Source organism: Streptomyces sp. NPDC089915, assembly GCF_040684675.1.
Taxonomy (GTDB): domain Bacteria; phylum Actinomycetota; class Actinomycetes; order Streptomycetales; family Streptomycetaceae; genus Streptomyces.
In genome coordinates, this window is record NZ_JBFBGN010000147.1 from 1 (window position 1) to 16,144 (window position 16,144).

Consider the following 16,144-nt stretch of genomic DNA (forward strand, 5'->3'; position numbering starts at 1 on the left):
GGGCGGCCCGCTCGGCGGCGCCGCGCAGCCCGCGCCCTCCGGTGGTGCGCCGCGGGCCGCCCTCCTCGGCGGGCGGGGGCTGGGCGGGCGGGTTGGTCATGGTGATCTCCAGTTCGCGGTGGCCGTCGGACGAGTGGACGCGGAGCAGCAGGGCGACGGGGCCGGTGCCGTGGCGCAGGGCGTTGCTCAGGCCCTCCTGGACGATCCGGTACGCCTCGCGGGAGGCGATCGCCGGGAGCTGCGTCCAGTCCCCGGAGGGGCCGGGGTCCTGCTCGGCGGTGAGGACGGTGCCGCCGGCCCGGGTGCGGGCCAGCAGCCCTTCGAGGTCGCCGGCCAGGGTGGGGGCGGGCATGGCGTCGGCGCGGGCCGGGTCGCCGTCGCGGAGCAGGCCGAGGACGGCGTCGAGCTCGCCCACGGTGCGCCGGGTGGTCTCCTCGATCGCGGCGAGCGCCTCGCGGACGAACTCCGGGTCCCGGTCGAGCACCCGCCGGGCCGCCCCCGCCTGGAGGGTGACGGCGCTCAGCGCGTGCCCCACGGCGTCGTGCAGCTCGCGGGCCAGCCGGTTGCGGACGGCGAGGTCGGCGGCCCGTTCCTCGGCGGCGGCCAGCCGGTCGGCCGCCGTCGGCCCGAGGAGCACGGGGGCCAGCCGGGCCAGCAGGGCCCCCGTCCCGGCGCAGACGGCGGCGAGCGCGATCAGCAGCCCGGCCCCGAACAGGGGGGAGACGTAGGGCTCCGCGCCGCCGAACCATCCCGCGCCCCACACCGAGGCGCGCAGGGCCCCCGAGAACGGCATGACGATCAGGACCACCCCCAGGGGCGGCACCGCCAGGATCATCCCGCTGACCACCGCCCCGGCGCCCAGGTGCAGGGTCCACCAGGCCGAGGCCCGCCAGCGGGCCCCCCAGGACCGGGCCGGGCCGTCCGCGAGCAGGTCCCCCGGGACCCCGGTGAGGACCCGTACCGCCGTCACCGACAACGGCCGGACCAGCCCGAACACCCCGGTCGCCGCGATCAGGGGCAGGGAGGCCGCGTAGGACAGCAGGGTCAGCGGGAAGGACGTCAGCACGTTGACCCCGCCGGCCGCCGCGCCGACCCCGACCTGGGCGAGCAGCAGGTACGGCATGAGCAGGGCCCCGCCGAGTATCTGGTGCACCCACCGCAGCCGGGCCCGCGCCCCCACCAGCGGCCCGGCCCACCGCCGCACCGCCCCCGGCCGCACCGGCCGGCCCGCGCCGGCGGTACCGCCCGCGCCCGTCGTCCTTCTCCCGCGCATCCCTCTCCCCCGTTGGATCCCCCCGGCCCACCGGCCCCCGCCGGATGCCGCCGACCCCTTCGCGGCCGGTCCCGCGCCCGGGCCCGCGCCGGGGTCAGGCCTCCCGGCGGCCGTGCAGGTAGCGGACGAGCACGGCCCCGGCCAGCAGCCCGGTGATCATCTGGCCAGCGTAGGCGAGGAGGGTGGCGGTGGTGGGATATTCGCCCTCGCCCAGGTTCACCCCCAGGGCCGCCGTCAGCATCCACGCCCCCCAGCTCAGCGCCGCCGCCGAGCCGGTCCAGGTGAGGGCCAGCGGCCACCGCGCCGGGAGCGCCCCGCCCCGGGCCAGGACCAGCGCCCCGGCCGCCGCGGCCACGGCGCACACCGCGTGCGCCCCGGACACCACCCCGGTCTCCGCCGAGTACACCGCCGCCGCCTCGGCGGACAGCCCGCCGCGCCCGCCGAAGGCCCAGTACACCTGCGCCGAGGCCACCGCCGCGCCCGCCAGTGCCGCGGCCCCCGCCACCACCCCCGTGGGCGACGGGAGCCGGCGACCCAGCGCACCCTGCCAGCGCCGGCCCCAGCGCTCCCGCGCGTAGGGGACGAACAGTCCGGCCAGGGCTATCGCCTGGATGATGAAGCCGGTGTAGACGACCGCGAACACCCAGGGTTCGAGGAAGGGTTCCCGCGCCGCCCTGACCGCCTCGCCGGCACCCATGCCCAGGGCCTTGACGAGGAGCTGGGACGGGTACCCGAGGACGATCGGGGTGAGCAGCCCGGTGGCGACGAAGACCGGCACGGTCAGCAGCCAGCCGGGTACGCGCCTGCCCCACGGCCGGGTGAGGACCAGCACCAGCAGGATCACGCAGGCGTCCATGGCGACCGTGACCGCGTTGCCCACGGCCAGGGTCGTCCCGCCCTTCAGCAGGATGCTGTCCTCGGGTATCCCCACCCGGCTCCCGGCCAGCCAGGCCGCCTTGATGGTCAGGTAGGGCAGGGTGGCGGCCAGGGCCGTGGCCCGCAGGACGCGCCGCCCGGTCCCCAGGGAGAGGACCGACGGCTGCGCCGTGCTCATCGGGTGCGTCGCGTGGACGGCTCGTGTGCTCATGGGTCAACGGTCCCGTGCGCGGCTCCGCGCCACCTCCCCCGCGAAGGTGAACCGCCTCCCCCGCACGGGGGAGGAACCCCCGCCCCCGCCGCCTCACATGCGCCGCGTCACCACCGACAGCCGGTCCCGCGCCTCGAACAGCGCCGCCTTGATCGTGCGCTCGTGGTCCTCCGTCAGCCGGGCCACCGGCACCGAGCAGCTCACCGCGTCCCGGGCCGGGGTCCGGTACGGGACGGCCACCCCGAAGCAGCGCAGCCCGAGGGTGTTCTCCTCGCGGTCCACGGCATAGCCCTGCTCCCGGACCAGCGCCAGCTCCTCCACCAGCCGCTCCCGGTCGGTGATGGTGTGCTCCGTGACGGCCTCCAGCCGCTTCGGCAGCAGCGCCCGCACCTCGTCGTCGGTGTGTGTGGCCAGCAGCGCCTTGCCGAGGGCGGTCGAGTGGACGGGCAGCCGCCGCCCGACCCGGGTGAAGGGGCGCAGGTAGTGCCGGGAGGGCCGGGTGGCCAGGTAGACGACGCTGGTCCCGTCGAGCCGGGCCAGGTGGATGGTCTCGGTGGTGTCGTCGGAGAGCCGGTCGAGGCTGGGCCGGGCCGCCGCGACCACCTCGTCCCCGTCGATGTAGGAACTGCCGACGAGCAGGGCGCGGACGCCGATGCCGTAGCGGGTGCCGGTGGCGTCGGTCTCCACCCAGCCCAGGTTCACCAGGGTGCGCAGCAGCATGTAGAGGCTGGACTTGGGCAGGGAGAGGTCGCTCTGGATGTCGGCGAGGCTGTGCAGTCCCGGGTGCGCCGCGAAGTGCTCCAGCAGCAGGACCGTGCGCACGGCCGACTTGACCGGCGGCGCCGCGGGAAGCCCCGGCTCGGCCGGCGCGGTCCCCGCCCCGCCGGTCACGGTGGCTCCCGGCCCGGCGGTCACGGTGGCTCCCGCCCCGGCGGTGGCGGTGAGTCCCGGCCCGGCCGTCGCGGGAGGGCCGGCCGTCCCGGCTGTCTCGGCTGTCGTCATGCGCCTGCTTCCCCTCTGGTCGGCTCTGATCGCCTCTTGTCACCCGGTGGACGCGGAACCTAGAGTCCGCAGCAGAAGTGATCATTCATCCACCGGAACGGCGTTCAGAATACTGAACGATCCGAGGAGGAGCGGGCCATGACGGCGAATCCAGTCTGGAGTGTGGACCCCCGCACCGGGAAGCAGCGCGAACGGGTTGCGGTGGAAGCCACAGCCCCGGACGTGGACCGGGCCGTGCGGGCGGCCCACGCCGCGCGCGGCGCCCTGGCGGACGCGGGCGCCCGCGCCGCCTTCCTGCGGGCCGCCGCCGAGCTGCTCGACGGGGCCGCCGCGCGGGTCGTGGAGACCGCCGACGCCGAGACGGCGCTGGGCTCCGCCCGGCTCACCGGCGAGCTCGCCCGCACCACCGGCCAGCTGCGGGCCTTCGCCGACGTGGTCGGGGAGGGCGCCTACCTCGACGTCCGGATCGACCGGGCCGACCCCTCCCTCACCCCGCCGCGCCCCGAACTGCGCCGCTACAAGGTGCCGCTGGGGGTGGTGGCCGTCTACGCCGCCTCCAACTTCCCGCTGGCCTTCTCCGTTCCCGGCGGGGACACCGCGAGCGCCCTCGCCGCCGGCTGCCCGGTGGTGGTCAAGGCCCACCCCGACCATCCGGCCACCTCCGAGCTGTGCGGCGCGCTGCTGCGCCGGGCGGCCGGGGCGAGCGGACTGCCGCAGGACGTGGTGACGGTGGTCCACGGGTTCGACGCGGGCCTGGAGCTGATCCGCCACCCGCTGGTCGCGGCCGCCGGGTTCACCGGCTCGGTCCGGGGCGGACGGGCCCTGTTCGACGCGGCCGCCGCCCGCCCGGTGCCCATCCCCTTCCACGGCGAGCTCGGCTCCCTCAACCCCGTCGTGGTCACCCCGGCGGCGGCCGCCGAGCGCGCCGAGGAGATCGGCTCCGGGCTGGCCGCCTCCGTCACCCTGGGCGTCGGCCAGTTCTGCGTGAAGCCCGGCCTGGTCCTGGTTCCCGAGGGCGCGGACGGTGACCTGCTCACGGCCGCGCTCGCCAAGCAGCTCGGGCAGACCGGACCGGGGGTGCTGCTCGACCACCGGATGCGGGACGCCTTCGTCGCCGGGGTCCGCGAGCGGGCCGCGCTCCCCGGGGTCACCGCCCCCGTCGCCCCGGGCGCCGCCGGGGAGCACGCCGTCGGCGCGGGCCACCTGAGCGTCGCGGCGGCCCGGCTGCTGGAGGGCGGCCCGTACGGGGTGCTCCTGGAGGAGTGCTTCGGCCCGGTGACCGTCGTCGTCCGCTACTCGGGCCCGGACGAGGCCGCCGCCGTGCTGGACCGGCTCGAAGGCAACCTCAGCGCCACGCTCCAGCTGTCGCGGGCCGAGACCGAGGGTGCCCCCGGCCCCGCCGCCGCGCTGATCTCGCAGGTCACGCGGCTGGCGGGGCGGATCGTGGTGAACGGCTGGCCCACCGGGGTCGCGGTGGCCCCCGCCCAGCACCACGGCGGCCCCTACCCGGCCGCCACCTCGCACTCCACCTCCGTGGGCGGTACCGCGATCGAGCGCTGGCTGCGCCCGGTGGCCTACCAGTCGGTCCCGGACGCGCTGCTCCCGCCGGAGCTGCGCGAGGCCAACCCGCTGGGCCTCCCCCGCCGGGTCACCGGCGGCTGAACGGGGCCGCCGGAGGGGGTGGGGGGCGCGGCCGTCGGGGCGGGCCGCCGGAGGGGGCGGGCCGCCCGTGACCGGACGCCGGTAATTCCGTTGCCGCCCCGCCCCCGGCGGGGCAGGCTGCGCCCCATGGCGCGGGCACAGGGATTCTCGTACGGGGTACACGGCGACGGCACGGTCGTCATCACGCACCGGGGCCGGGCCGCGGGCACCCTGCGGGGCGGCCGGGCACAGCGGTTCCTGGACGAGGTGGAGTCCGGGGACGCCCAGCTGGTGATGGCCCGCTGGACCGGCGCCTACAAGTTCGGCAACGAGCGGACGGCCCGCGAGCACCCCCGCAACCGGCGCTGAAATCACGCCGAGGGTAAGGGAACGGCAAAGCGGCTCCGGTCGTTCTCCCGGCATGACCGCTATGACCCCTGGTTCCAACCTGCCGCTCAACACCACCCGCGTGACGGTGGACGTGGCCGCCCCGGTTCGGCTCGACGTGTCGGGCCTGCTGCTCGCGGCGGACGGCAAGGTGCGCTCCGACGCCGACTTCATCTTCTACAACCAGCCCTCGGGTCCCGGTGTCAGCTACCGGTCCGGCGGCGGGACGGCACCGGACTCGATCACCGTGGACACCGGCGCGCTGCCGCCCGGCATCGAGCGGATCGTGGTCACGGCCAGCCCCGACGCCGCGGGGCAGAGCTTCCAGGGCATCGAGCCCACCGCCACCGTGCGGGACGCGGCCGGCGGCGCGGTGATCGCCACCTTCACCCCGCCCCGGCTCGGGACGGAGACGGCCCTGGTGGTCGTCGAGGTCTACCAGCGCGGCGGCGTGTGGAAGGTGCGCGCGGTCGGCCAGGGGTACGCGAACGGGCTCGCGGGCATCGCCACCGACTTCGGGGTCTCCGTCGACGAGGAACCGGCCGCCGCTCCCGCGCCCGCCCCGGTCACACCGCCGGCCCCGGCCGTCGTCGCCCCGCCCATGCCCCCGTCGCCCCCGGCCGCCCCCGCCGCTCCCCCGGCCCCGGCCGGCGGGAAGATCAACCTCGACAAGGGCCGGGTCAGCCTGCAGAAGAACCAGACCGTCTCCCTCGTCAAGGGCGGCCGCCCGCTGCTCTCGCAGGTCAAGATGGGCCTGGGCTGGGAGCCCGCGTTCGGCGGCCGCGACATCGACCTCGACGCGTCGGTCATCGCGTACGGCCCGCAGCGCGACTTCCTCGACGCCTGCTACTTCGGCAAGCTCTCCATCCTGGGCGGCTCGGTCAAGCACTCGGGCGACAACCTCACGGGTGAGGGCGCCGGGGACGACGAGGTGATCGTCGTCGACCTCGGGCGGCTGCCCGCCGAGGTCAGCGGCCTGGTCTTCACGGTCAACTCCTTCTCCGGCCAGAAGTTCACCGAGGTCGCCAAGGCCTACTGCCGGCTCATCGACGCCGCGACCGACGAGGAGCTGGTGCGCTTCGACCTGACCGGTGCCGAGCCCCAGACCGGCGTGATGATGGCCAAGCTGATCAAGCAGTTCTCCGGCGAATGGGAGATGACGGCCATGGGCGACTTTGTGAAGTCCCGCACAGTGCGCGGGATGGTCAAGCCGGCCTCCCAGGCACTCTGAGCAGGTGGGCGGGCATATGCCGCCGCCGGTCATCCGGGCCCGGGCGGCCCGGGTGACCGATGCCACGCGTAATCCGGAGGTGGCTGTCAGTGCTCGCCCGTAGCCTTGGGGGCATGCAGACTTCACTCCAGCCCGCGGGTCCCGCCCGCCCGTCCGCCGCCGAGGCGAACGAGGCGATACGGCACCTCGTCGAGACCTGGGCGGACGGGGAGTGGCCTTCGGAGGCGTACGAGTTCCTCCTGGAGGAGTGGGCCGCGGCCTCCCGCGAGGAGATGACCGCGGCCTGGTAGGCCCCCGCCGGCGCGGCGCCGGCCCCCGTCAGCGCGGGGAGCGCCGCCACGGGCCGGTGATCGCCAGCATGATGCCCGGCTCCTGGATGTTGGCGTACAGGGTGCGCCCGTCCGGGGAGAAGCAGACCCCGGTGAACTCGGAGTACTCCGGCTTCTCGGGCGTGCCGATGTTCAGCTCGTTGCGTGCCAGCGGGTAGACCCGTCCCGACTCGGTGGCCCCGAGCAGGTGTTGCAGCCCGCTCCCGTCCTCGGCGATGACCAGGCCCCCGTACGGGGAGACCGTGATGTTGTCGGGGCCGTCGTAGCCGCCCTCGGCGTCCGGGTCGGCGTTCACCCCGATGAGGACGACGAGCCGGATCGTGCGCCGCTTGGGGTCGTAGAACCACACCTGCCCGTCGTGCGCGGCGCCCGGGCTCTCCTCGCGGGCGTAGGAGGAGACGAAGTAGGCGCCGCCGTCGGCCCACCACATGCCCTCCAGCTTGCGCGCCCGGGTCACGGCGCCCGCCGCGAACTGCTTGCGCACCGAGAGGCTGCGGGCGTCGCGGTCGGTGACCTCCGCCCAGTCGACCCCGTACACGGTCCCGGTCTTCGTGGCGCGCGAGAGGTCGTCGACGAACTGCCCGGCCTTGTCGAAGCACTTGGCGGCCGCCAGCACCCCGGCGTCCGGGGCGAGGGTGCGCAGCCGCCCCCGGCCGTGCCGGAAGCCCTCCGGCGGGGTCCAGCGGTAGAGCAGCCCGTTGGGGCCCGAGGCGTCCTCGGTCAGGTAGGCGTGGCCCTGGCGCGGGTCGATGACGACGGCCTCGTGGGCGTAGCGCCCGAAGGCCTTGACCGGCCGCGGGTCTCGGTTGGCGCGCCGGTCGTGGGGGTCCACCTCGAAGACGTAGCCGTGGTCCTTGGTCATGCCGTTCTTGCCGGCCAGGTCCTCGGTCTCCTCGCAGGTCAGCCAGGTGCCCCACGGGGTGGCCCCGCCCGCGCAGTTGGTGGAGGTGCCGGCGACGCCCACCCACTCGGCGACCTCGCCGCCGCGCCGGACCTCGACGACCGTGCAGCCGCCGGAGGCGGCCGGGTCGTAGACGAGGCCCTCGGCCAGCGGCACGGGGTGGGCCCAGCCCGTCCGCGGCCCCTTCAGCTCGTGGTTGTTGACGAGGAGGGTGACGCCGCGGGCCCCCTCGAAGGCCGCCGTGCCGTCGTGGTTGGACGGGGTGCTCTCGCCGGAGTCGAGGGTGGTGACGCCGCTGTGGGTGATCACCCGGTAGGCGAACCCGGCGGGCAGCGCGAGCAGTCCGTGCGGGTCCGGCAGGAGCGGGCCGTAGCCGGGGGCCTGCGGGTGGCCGTGCCCCCGCGCCGCGTCGGCCGCGCCGGGGCCCGGGTCGTCGGCGGCCAGTGCCCCGGGGGCGGTGGCGAGGGCGCCGACCGTTCCGGTGAGGGCGACGCCCGCGCCGGCGAGGGCGGTCCGGGCGGTGAAGTCTCTGCGGCTGAGGGGCATCGGGTCTCCTGGGGTGGGGAGGTGGTGCGCCTGACGTACGGTCGTCGGCGCACACGCTCCCGGCCGTACGTGAACGGCGGCTGAACTACCCGCGAACACGTACCGGCCCCTTGCCGCCGGACGGAATGGCGAACTCCGGCCGCGGAAAAGGCCTGTTGCACCCCCTCCACGGCCGCGCCCCGCGCCCTCCCCCCGGCGCGCACCGGGTCAGGGCCGGCGGGACCGGGCCTTGAACGCGGCCTTGCGGGCCTCCTTCGCGGCCTTCTTGTCGGGGTGCAGCCGGCCCATGGCCTCCAGCACGTAGGCGGTCGCCGGGTGCTCGACCCGCCACACCGCGTCGAAGAAGCCGGTGTGGTGCTCCGTCAGGCTGCGCATGAGCAGCGGCAGCTCCTCGGTCTCCCCGTCGGCGGCGAGCTGCGCGGCGATGGTGTCCACCGTCAGCCAGAAGACCATCGCGCCGTCCGGGGCCGGTACGTCCGCCGCCCCGTGCTCCGCCAGCCAGACCCGGGCGAGCCCGCCCAGCTGGGGGTCGTCCAGCACCGCCCGCACCGCGGGCTCGGCCTCCGGCCCGGCGGGGGTGAGGGCCTGCTGGCAGCGCAGCCGGCGCAGCGGGGCGGCCTCGTCGTCACCCCGGGCCGCAGCCAGCAGCTCGGCGACGGCGGCGGGCAGCTCCCGGCCGGCCAGCCACTGCTCGATCTCGGCCTGGGCGGCCTCCTCCGGGTAGTAGGAGACCGCGTCGAGCAGCGCGTCCGCGCCCTTGCCGGCCAGCTCGCCGATGGCGGGGGCCTCGACCCCGGCCTCCAGCATGCGGGCGCGGACGCCGTACAGGCCGAGCGGGGTCAGCCGGACCATCCCGTAGCGGGTGATGTCCTCGTCGTCCTCCTGGCCCGGTCCGCCGGCGACGGCGTCCGCGTCCACGAGGTCGTCGGCCTCCGCCATCAGCGCCTCGTCCACGGGGTGGTAGTCGACGAGTCCGATCGGCTCCAGCTGCCGGAACTGGTCGTCGAGGCGCATCATCGCGTCCGAGACCTGCTCCAGGACGGCGTCGGACGGGTCGCCCATGTCGTCCGACATGATCATCGAGGCGGCGAGCACGGGCAGCGGCACCCGGCCGTCGCCCGGGGCGCCCTCGGAGACGCTGAGCAGGTAGAGGTTGGCGAGCACCCCGTCGAGGAAGTCCGCCTCGCGCTGCGGGTTCCAGTCGAGCCGGTCGAAGTCGATCTCGCCGCCCGCGTCCAGGGCGTCGACGAGGTCGTCCAGGTCGGGCACGGCGGCGTCGGCGAGGACGGTGTCCAGGGCCGCCAGCCACAGGTCGAGCACGTCGGAGGGCGCGCCGCCGGACAGCAGGGGGAGGTCCTCCCCGGGCGCGGCGGTGCCGTACTCGGGCTCGGCGCCGTCGGCGCCGTCGCCGCTGTCCTCCTCCGGCTCCGTCACGTCGACCAGGCCGGTGTCCACGGCCACCCGCCAGGCCTGGCCCGCGTACATCGGCGAGTCCTCGTCGGCGGGGTCGAGGCCGAGCTCCTCGGCGGCCGCGGGCAGCTGGTCGGCGACGAGTTCGCCGCCGACGTCGACCCGGGTGGCGGGGCCGGCCCAGCGGGCGAGGCGTACGGCGCGGGCGAACAGCGGGGCGACGAGGGCGTCGCGGGCCAGCTCCGCATCGGAGTGCAGCCGTACCGGCGGCAGCGTGGAGTGCGGCTCTGCGGACATGGGGTGGTTCTCCTCGGACGGGCGCGCGGGACGGCGGGGCGAATCGGGACGGAGCGGAACGGAGCGGAACGGCCGCGGCGGGACCGGAGGCGGTCGCGGAGGGACCGTCAGATCTCGTGCGGCGACCCAGCGTAGACGCATCCGGGGCCGTCCCGGCGGAGCGGAACCGTCAGTTCATCCCACAGTCAGCTGTCGTATTTCCTGGAGACCTTGACAACTTCGCTGATCAAGCAGGAGATTGACGCGCGTAGACGTTAAGGGACCGTCAAATCCCACCCCCCCTCTTCCTCCACACACCGGAGTTCCCTCACATGCGCTCATCGCATCCCCGTTCCGCCGCCGTCGCCGCCCTCGTCGCCGCCGCGCTGGCCTCCGGCCTGCTCGCGGGCACGGCCGACGCGGCCGAAGGCGCCGTGTCCGCCGATCCGGTACGCATCCACGACATCCAGGGCACCACCCGGATATCCCCGCTGAACGGCAAGGCCGTCGCCGACGTCCAGGGCATCGTCACGGGCGTGCGCACCTACGGCTCGCGCGGCTTCTGGATCCAGGACCCCGACGCCGACGACAACCCCGCCACGAGCGAGGGCGTCTTCGTCTTCACCAGCTCCGTCCCGACCGTGGCCGTCGGCGACGCCGTGAAGGTCTCGGGCACGGTCGGCGAGTACGTCCCCGGCGGGGCCGCCTCCGGCAACCAGTCGGTCACCCAGATCGCCAAGCCCACCGTGACCGTGGTCTCCTCCGGCAACGCGCTGCCCGAGGCCACCGTCATCAACGAGTACTCCGTCCCGGCGGAGTACGCCCCGGCGGGCGACCCGGCGGCCGGCGGCAGCATCAACGGCCTGACCCTGGACCCCTCGCGCTACGCCCTGGACTACTACGAGTCCCTCGAGGGCATGAACGTCCGCATCGGCAACTCCCGCGTGGTCGGCGCCACCGACCCGTACGCGGAGATGTGGGTGACGGTCAAGGGCTGGGAGAACACCCTCAAGCGCGGCGGCACCCTCTACGGCTCGTACGAGTCCCAGAACACCGGCCGCCTCCAGGTCCAGCAGCTGGCGCCGCTCGCGCAGCAGCCCTTCCCGGTGGCCAACGTCGGCGACAGGCTGACCGGCACCACCGAGGGCCCCCTCGACTTCAACCAGTTCGGCGGCTACACCCTGGTGGCCCGCACGCTGGGCACCGTCAAGGCGGGCACCCTCGCCCCCGAGAAGACCAAGGCCCAGTCGCCCGGCGAGCTCGCGGTGGCCACGTACAACGTGGAGAACCTCGACCCGGGCGACCCGCAGGAGAAGTTCGACAACCTGGCCAAGGCGGTCGTCCAGAACCTGGCCTCGCCCGACATCGTCGCCCTGGAGGAGATCCAGGACGACAACGGCGCCAAGAACGACGGCACCGTCTCGGCCGAGGAGACCATCAAGAAGTTCACCGCGGCGATCGCGGCGGCGGGCGGCCCGGCCTACCAGTGGCGGTCCATCAGCCCCGAGAACAACAAGGACGGCGGCGAGCCCGGCGGCAACATCCGCCAGGTGTTCCTCTTCAACCCCGCCCGGGTCTCCTTCACCGACCGCGCGGCCGGGGACGCGCTGACCGCGACCGGCGTGGCCAAGGAGAACGGCAAGGCCGCCCTGACCCACTCCCCCGGCCGGATCGACCCGGCGAACCCGGCGTGGGCCGACAGCCGCAAGCCGCTGGCCGGCGAGTTCGTCTTCCGCGGCCGCACGGTCTTCGTGATCGCCAACCACTTCAGCTCCAAGGGCGGCGACGAGGGCCTGACCTCGCAGCACCAGCCCGTGGTGCGCTCCTCCGAGGCCAAGCGGCTGCTCCAGGCGCAGGCGGTGAACACCTTCGTCAAGCAGATCCTCGCGGCCGACAAGAACGCGGACGTGCTCGCCCTCGGCGACATCAACGACTTCGAGTTCTCCAACACGGCGAAGGCGCTGGAGGACGGTGGGGCGCTGTACTCGGCGATCAAGTCGCTGCCGAAGGCGGAACGGTACTCCTACGTCTACCAGGGCAACGCGCAGGTCCTGGACCAGATCCTGGTCAGCCCGGCGATCAAGAACTACGCCTACGACAGCGTGCACATCAACGCCGAGTTCTCGGTCCAGAACAGCGACCACGACCCGCAGGTGCTGCGCTTCCGCCCGTAACACCGGCGAGCAGGGGCCCGGCCGCCACCACGGCCGGGCCCCTGAGCGGACCCTTGCCGGGGAGATCGGGGACTTTCGGCCCTGGCGTGACGCTGGACACAACGCCGCCCAAATGGACCGGTTGTGGTGTTGAGTGTCCCCCACGTCCGATCTTGTCCTTCTTGTACCGCCCGCATCTGGAGGCCGCGTGTTCCCCTCCATCTCCCTCGCCCAGGAAATCGGCCTCGCCGTCCTGTTCGTGGCCGCCCTCGTCTGGGTGCTCGGCCTGGGCCACATGCTGTGGGACAGCCGCTTCCACCACCCGGAGCCTGACGCCTACGAGGGCCTTCCGGTGATCCCGTCCCAGCGCACGGCGTCCGGGCACCCGATGGAGTCGGTGGAACTGACACAGGCGGAGCAGGAGGCCTTCGCGGGCCTGATCCGCACCATCCCGCTGCACTGAGCACGACGGCACGGCACGCCGAAGAGCCCCCGCCCCTTCGAGGGGCGGGGGCTCTTCCGGCTCTTCGTCCGACCGGCCCGTGAGGGTCAGTTGTGGCTGTGCAGGACCTCGTTCAGGCCGCCCCAGTTCGCCTTGTACGGGCGGGCCTCGACGGCGCCGGTGACCGAGTTGCGGCGGAAGAGGATGTTGTCGGCGCCGGAGAGCTCCAGGGCCTTGACGACCTGGCCGTCCGGCAGGGTCACCCGGGTGCCGGCGGTGACGTAGAGGCCGGCCTCGACGACGCACTCGTTGCCGAGGGCGATGCCGATGCCCGCCTCGGCGCCGATCAGGGTGCGCTCGCCGATCGAGATGATCTGCTTGCCGCCGCCCGAGAGGGTGCCCATGGTGGACGCGCCGCCGCCGATGTCGGAGCCGTCGCCGACGACGACGCCCGCGGAGATGCGGCCCTCGACCATGGAGGTGCCCAGGGTGCCGGCGTTGAAGTTGACGAAGCCCTCGTGCATGACGGTGGTGCCCTCGGCGAGGTGCGCGCCGAGGCGGACGCGGTCCGCGTCGGCGATGCGCACGCCCTTGGGGGCGACGTAGTCGGTCATGCGGGGGAACTTGTCGATCGAGGTGACCTGGAGGTGCAGGCCCTCGGCGCGCGCGTTCAGGCGGACGGTCTCGACCTGGTCGACGGCGACCGGGCCCAGCGAGGTCCAGGCGACGTTGGCGAGGAGGCCGAAGACGCCGTCCAGGTTCTGGCCGTGCGGCTTGACCAGGCGGTGGCTGAGCAGGTGCAGGCGCAGGTACGCGTCGTGCGCGTCGAGCGGCTTGTCCTCCAGGGAGGCGATCACGGTGCGGACGGCTACGACCTCGACACCGCGGACCGCGTCCGAGCGCAGGGCCTTGGCCGCGGCGGCGCCGAGGAGCTCCACGGCCTGCTCGGCGGTGAGGCGCTCGGTGCCGGCCGGGCCGGGCTCGGCGGAGAGCTCGGGGGCGGGGAACCAGGTGTCGAGGACGGTGCCGTCGGCGGCGAGGGTGGCAAGTCCGGCGGCGACGGCGCCGGTGGTACGCGTAGCAGTCATGCCCGAAACCTAACCGGCGACGGGCCGCGGCCGCGAACCGGTCTCATGTGCCGGGCGCGGTGCGTGCCGCTCCTCCCCACCACCGGAATGCTCCCCTCCGCCCCCGGTGGCCTGCGGGGCGGCCGCCGGGGCCTTGCGGCCCTGCCGTGACGACAGCCGGATCAGTACCGCCCCGGCCCCCGCGGCCAGCGCCGCGCACAAGGGCCACAGCAGCCAGGGCGCGGCCGCGTACAGGGCCCCGCCGGCCGGCGGGGCGAGGACGGTCCCGCTGACCGACACCCCCGCGTAGAGGCTCTGGAACCGGCCGACGGCGTGCTCCGGGGCCTCGTCCGCGACGTACGCGGTGGCGGTGGTCTTGTAGAGGATCTCGCCGAGGCTGACGAGCACCATCATGGCGACGGCGGTGGCCGCGCCCGCACCGGCGATCAGCACCGCGTAGCCGGCCCCGACCAGCACCAGCCCGCTGCCGGTGACGGCCAGCGGCGGCCTGTTGCGCAGGGCGACGGCGGCGGGCAGCTCCAGCAGCAGGATGACGGCCCCGTTGACGGCGATGACCAGTCCGAAGGCCCGGACGTCGAGGCCGTGGTCGGCGAGGAACACCGGGAAGGTGAAGTACTGCTGGCGGTAGACCGTGTCGGCGACGAGGATCGCGCCGAGCAGCACCGGGACGGCGGGCCGGGCCCGCAGTGCGGCCCACACCCCGCCGCGGCCCCGACCCCCGTCCGGGGCCGCGGCGGGGGTGCGGGCGGCGCCGCGCGCCGGAACGACGCGGGCGGTCCAGAGGGCGAAGAAGAGGGTGCCGAGGCCGTCCGCGAGGAAGAGCCAGTCGTACGAGAGCCCGGCCGCCACCAGCGCCCCGAGCGGCGGGCCGAGGGTGAAGCCGCCGTTGGACACGCACCGGACGACGGCGAAGGCCTGCCGGCGGGCGCCCTCGGGGACGGTGACGGCGACCAGCGCGGAGTTGGCCGCCCGCACCACCCCGTTCGCGTACTGGGCCAGCGGCAGCGCGGCGTACAGCAGCGGCGTGGGCAGCAGCGGGAGGGTCGTCAGGGTCAGCCCGCCGAGCGCGGAGGCGGCGAGCAGGACCCGGCGGTGGCCGAAGCGGTCGCCGTACCAGCCGCCGGTGAAGTTCCCGGCGACCAGGCCGATGCCGCCGATGCCGGTGACCACGCCGGCCTGGGCGGCGCCGAGGCCGCGCGGGCCGGTCAGGTAGAGGAAGACGAAGACGAACGTGAAGCTGACGACGGCGTTGACGAACACCCCCGCAGCCAGCAGCCACACAACCCTCGGTACGTCCTTGAACCCCTGCAGCACACCCGTGCCCCCCTTGTTCCGACGGAGTCAGTTCCTTTTGGGAACGGACTATGTCAGCATGACAGCCTTGGGTCAACGGACAAAGGAGTTCCCATGGCCCAGCGCACGCACCTCGGCGACGCGGACTGCTCCATCGCCCAGGCCCTCGACGTCGTGGGCGACTGGTGGACGCTGCTGATCGTGCGCGACACCGCGCGCGGACTCCACCGCTTCGAGGAGCTCCAGCGGGAGCTGGGGGTCTCCCGGAAGGTGCTCGCCGAGCGGCTGAAGCTGCTGGTCGAGGCCGGGGTGCTGACGCGCGAGCCGTACCAGGAGCGCCCGGTGCGGCACGAGTACCGGCTGACCCCGCGCGGGCGGGGGCTGCTGCCGGTCCTGGTGGCCCTCCAGGACTGGGGTGACGCCTGGGTCCTGGGAGAGGGAGAGATGACCGCCACCACCGACGAGTCCTCGAAGGAGGCCGCACGGGTCCACGCGCTGCGCGGCACCCGGCTGCCGGAGCTGCTGCTGCCGGACCGGTCCGGCGAGCTCCGCGACCCGGTGGCGGACACCCCGTTCACCGTCCTGTACTGCTTCCCCGGCGCGTACGCCCGCGCCGAGTCCTACCCGCCCGGCTGGGGCGGGATCCCGGGCGCGAGGGGGTGCACGCTGGAGTCCTGCACCTTCCGCGACCAGCTGGCGGAGTTCACGGCGGCCGGCGCCACGGTGCACGGGGTCTCGACGCAGCGGCCCGACGAGCAGCGGGAGTTCGCGGAGCAGGAGCGGCTGCGGTTCCCGCTCCTGTCGGACGCGGACCTGGGGCTGGTGACGGCGCTGCGGCTGCCGACGTTCCGGGCGGCGGGGGTGAGCCGGATCAAGCGGCTGACGCTGGTGCTGGACCGGGAGCGGACGGTGCGGGAGGTGTTCTACCCGGTCCGGGACATCGAGGCGAGCGTGGCCGCCGCGCTGGCCGCGGTGCGCTCCGCGGGATAGCGGGGGCCGCTGCGCGGGGCCGTCTCCCCGCCCCGCCCTTTCTCCGTTTCGGGGGGGGGGGCCCCCCCCCCCCGGGGGGCGCCGCGCCCGCGGGG

Annotated in this window: 14 protein-coding genes; 7 read left to right on the forward strand and 7 right to left on the reverse strand. The window is 74.8% G+C overall.

Features of this window, described 5'->3' with window-relative positions:
* The 3 genes from AB0O29_RS29635 to AB0O29_RS29645 form a co-directional block, all read right to left on the reverse strand.
* Positions 1 to 1,204, reverse strand: a 1,204-nt coding sequence (locus AB0O29_RS29635) for a histidine kinase (RefSeq protein WP_365157538.1), incomplete at its 3' end; no start/stop codon positions are given.
* Positions 1,205 to 1,367: 163 nt separating this feature from the next.
* A complete protein-coding gene (locus AB0O29_RS29640) occupies positions 1,368 to 2,360 on the reverse strand; it encodes a hypothetical protein (RefSeq protein ID WP_365157503.1) in 993 nt (330 codons plus the stop codon).
* A gap of 93 nt (positions 2,361 to 2,453) precedes the next feature.
* Positions 2,454 to 3,362, reverse strand: coding sequence for an IclR family transcriptional regulator (locus tag AB0O29_RS29645; RefSeq protein ID WP_365157506.1), 909 nt, complete (start codon positions 3,360 to 3,362; stop codon positions 2,454 to 2,456).
* 138 nt (positions 3,363 to 3,500) lie between these two features.
* Here AB0O29_RS29645 and AB0O29_RS29650 point away from each other — a divergent pair, with 138 nt between their 5' ends.
* The 4 genes from AB0O29_RS29650 to AB0O29_RS29665 all read left to right on the forward strand — a co-directional run bounded on the left by AB0O29_RS29650 (position 3,501) and on the right by AB0O29_RS29665 (position 6,911).
* On the forward strand, positions 3,501 to 5,024 hold the full coding sequence (locus AB0O29_RS29650) for an aldehyde dehydrogenase (NADP(+)) (RefSeq protein ID WP_365157509.1): 1,524 nt from the start codon (positions 3,501 to 3,503) through the stop codon (positions 5,022 to 5,024).
* A 126-nt stretch (positions 5,025 to 5,150) separates the two neighbouring features.
* Positions 5,151 to 5,372: a hypothetical protein gene (locus AB0O29_RS29655; RefSeq protein ID WP_365157512.1), complete on the forward strand. Its 222-nt coding sequence runs from the start codon at positions 5,151 to 5,153 to the stop codon at positions 5,370 to 5,372.
* A gap of 61 nt (positions 5,373 to 5,433) precedes the next feature.
* Positions 5,434 to 6,621, forward strand: coding sequence for a TerD family protein (locus AB0O29_RS29660; RefSeq protein ID WP_365157515.1), 1,188 nt, complete (start codon positions 5,434 to 5,436; stop codon positions 6,619 to 6,621).
* Positions 6,622 to 6,734: 113 nt separating this feature from the next.
* Positions 6,735 to 6,911: a hypothetical protein gene (locus tag AB0O29_RS29665; RefSeq protein WP_365157517.1), complete on the forward strand. Its 177-nt coding sequence runs from the start codon at positions 6,735 to 6,737 to the stop codon at positions 6,909 to 6,911.
* Positions 6,912 to 6,939: 28 nt separating this feature from the next.
* On the opposite strand, the gene AB0O29_RS29670 is transcribed toward AB0O29_RS29665, so the two are convergent.
* Positions 6,940 to 8,397 carry an alkaline phosphatase PhoX gene (locus AB0O29_RS29670; protein ID WP_365157520.1) on the reverse strand — a complete coding sequence of 486 codons (1,458 nt, stop codon included), beginning with the start codon at positions 8,395 to 8,397 and terminating at the stop codon, positions 6,940 to 6,942.
* Between the two features lie 207 nt (positions 8,398 to 8,604).
* Positions 8,605 to 10,104, reverse strand: coding sequence for a hypothetical protein (locus tag AB0O29_RS29675; protein ID WP_365157523.1), 1,500 nt, complete (start codon positions 10,102 to 10,104; stop codon positions 8,605 to 8,607).
* A gap of 311 nt (positions 10,105 to 10,415) precedes the next feature.
* Here AB0O29_RS29675 and AB0O29_RS29680 point away from each other — a divergent pair, with 311 nt between their 5' ends.
* A complete protein-coding gene (locus AB0O29_RS29680) occupies positions 10,416 to 12,257 on the forward strand; it encodes an endonuclease/exonuclease/phosphatase family protein (RefSeq protein WP_365157526.1) in 1,842 nt (613 codons plus the stop codon).
* A gap of 187 nt (positions 12,258 to 12,444) precedes the next feature.
* Positions 12,445 to 12,699 (forward strand): hypothetical protein, encoded by a 255-nt coding sequence (locus AB0O29_RS29685; protein ID WP_365157529.1) that lies wholly within the window; start codon positions 12,445 to 12,447, stop codon positions 12,697 to 12,699.
* 86 nt (positions 12,700 to 12,785) lie between these two features.
* Here the strand turns inward: AB0O29_RS29685 and dapD are convergent, their stop codons facing one another.
* Complete coding sequence (gene dapD, locus AB0O29_RS29690) at positions 12,786 to 13,766, reverse strand: 2,3,4,5-tetrahydropyridine-2,6-dicarboxylate N-succinyltransferase (protein ID WP_365157532.1); 981 nt, start codon at positions 13,764 to 13,766, stop codon at positions 12,786 to 12,788.
* Positions 13,767 to 13,775: 9 nt separating this feature from the next.
* Positions 13,776 to 15,077 carry an MFS transporter gene (locus AB0O29_RS29695; RefSeq protein ID WP_365157540.1) on the reverse strand — a complete coding sequence of 434 codons (1,302 nt, stop codon included), beginning with the start codon at positions 15,075 to 15,077 and terminating at the stop codon, positions 13,776 to 13,778.
* Positions 15,078 to 15,173: 96 nt separating this feature from the next.
* On the opposite strand from AB0O29_RS29695, the gene AB0O29_RS29700 reads away from it, so the two are divergent.
* Positions 15,174 to 16,049, forward strand: coding sequence for a winged helix-turn-helix transcriptional regulator (locus tag AB0O29_RS29700; RefSeq protein ID WP_365157535.1), 876 nt, complete (start codon positions 15,174 to 15,176; stop codon positions 16,047 to 16,049).
* Positions 16,050 to 16,144 lie beyond the last annotated feature (95 nt).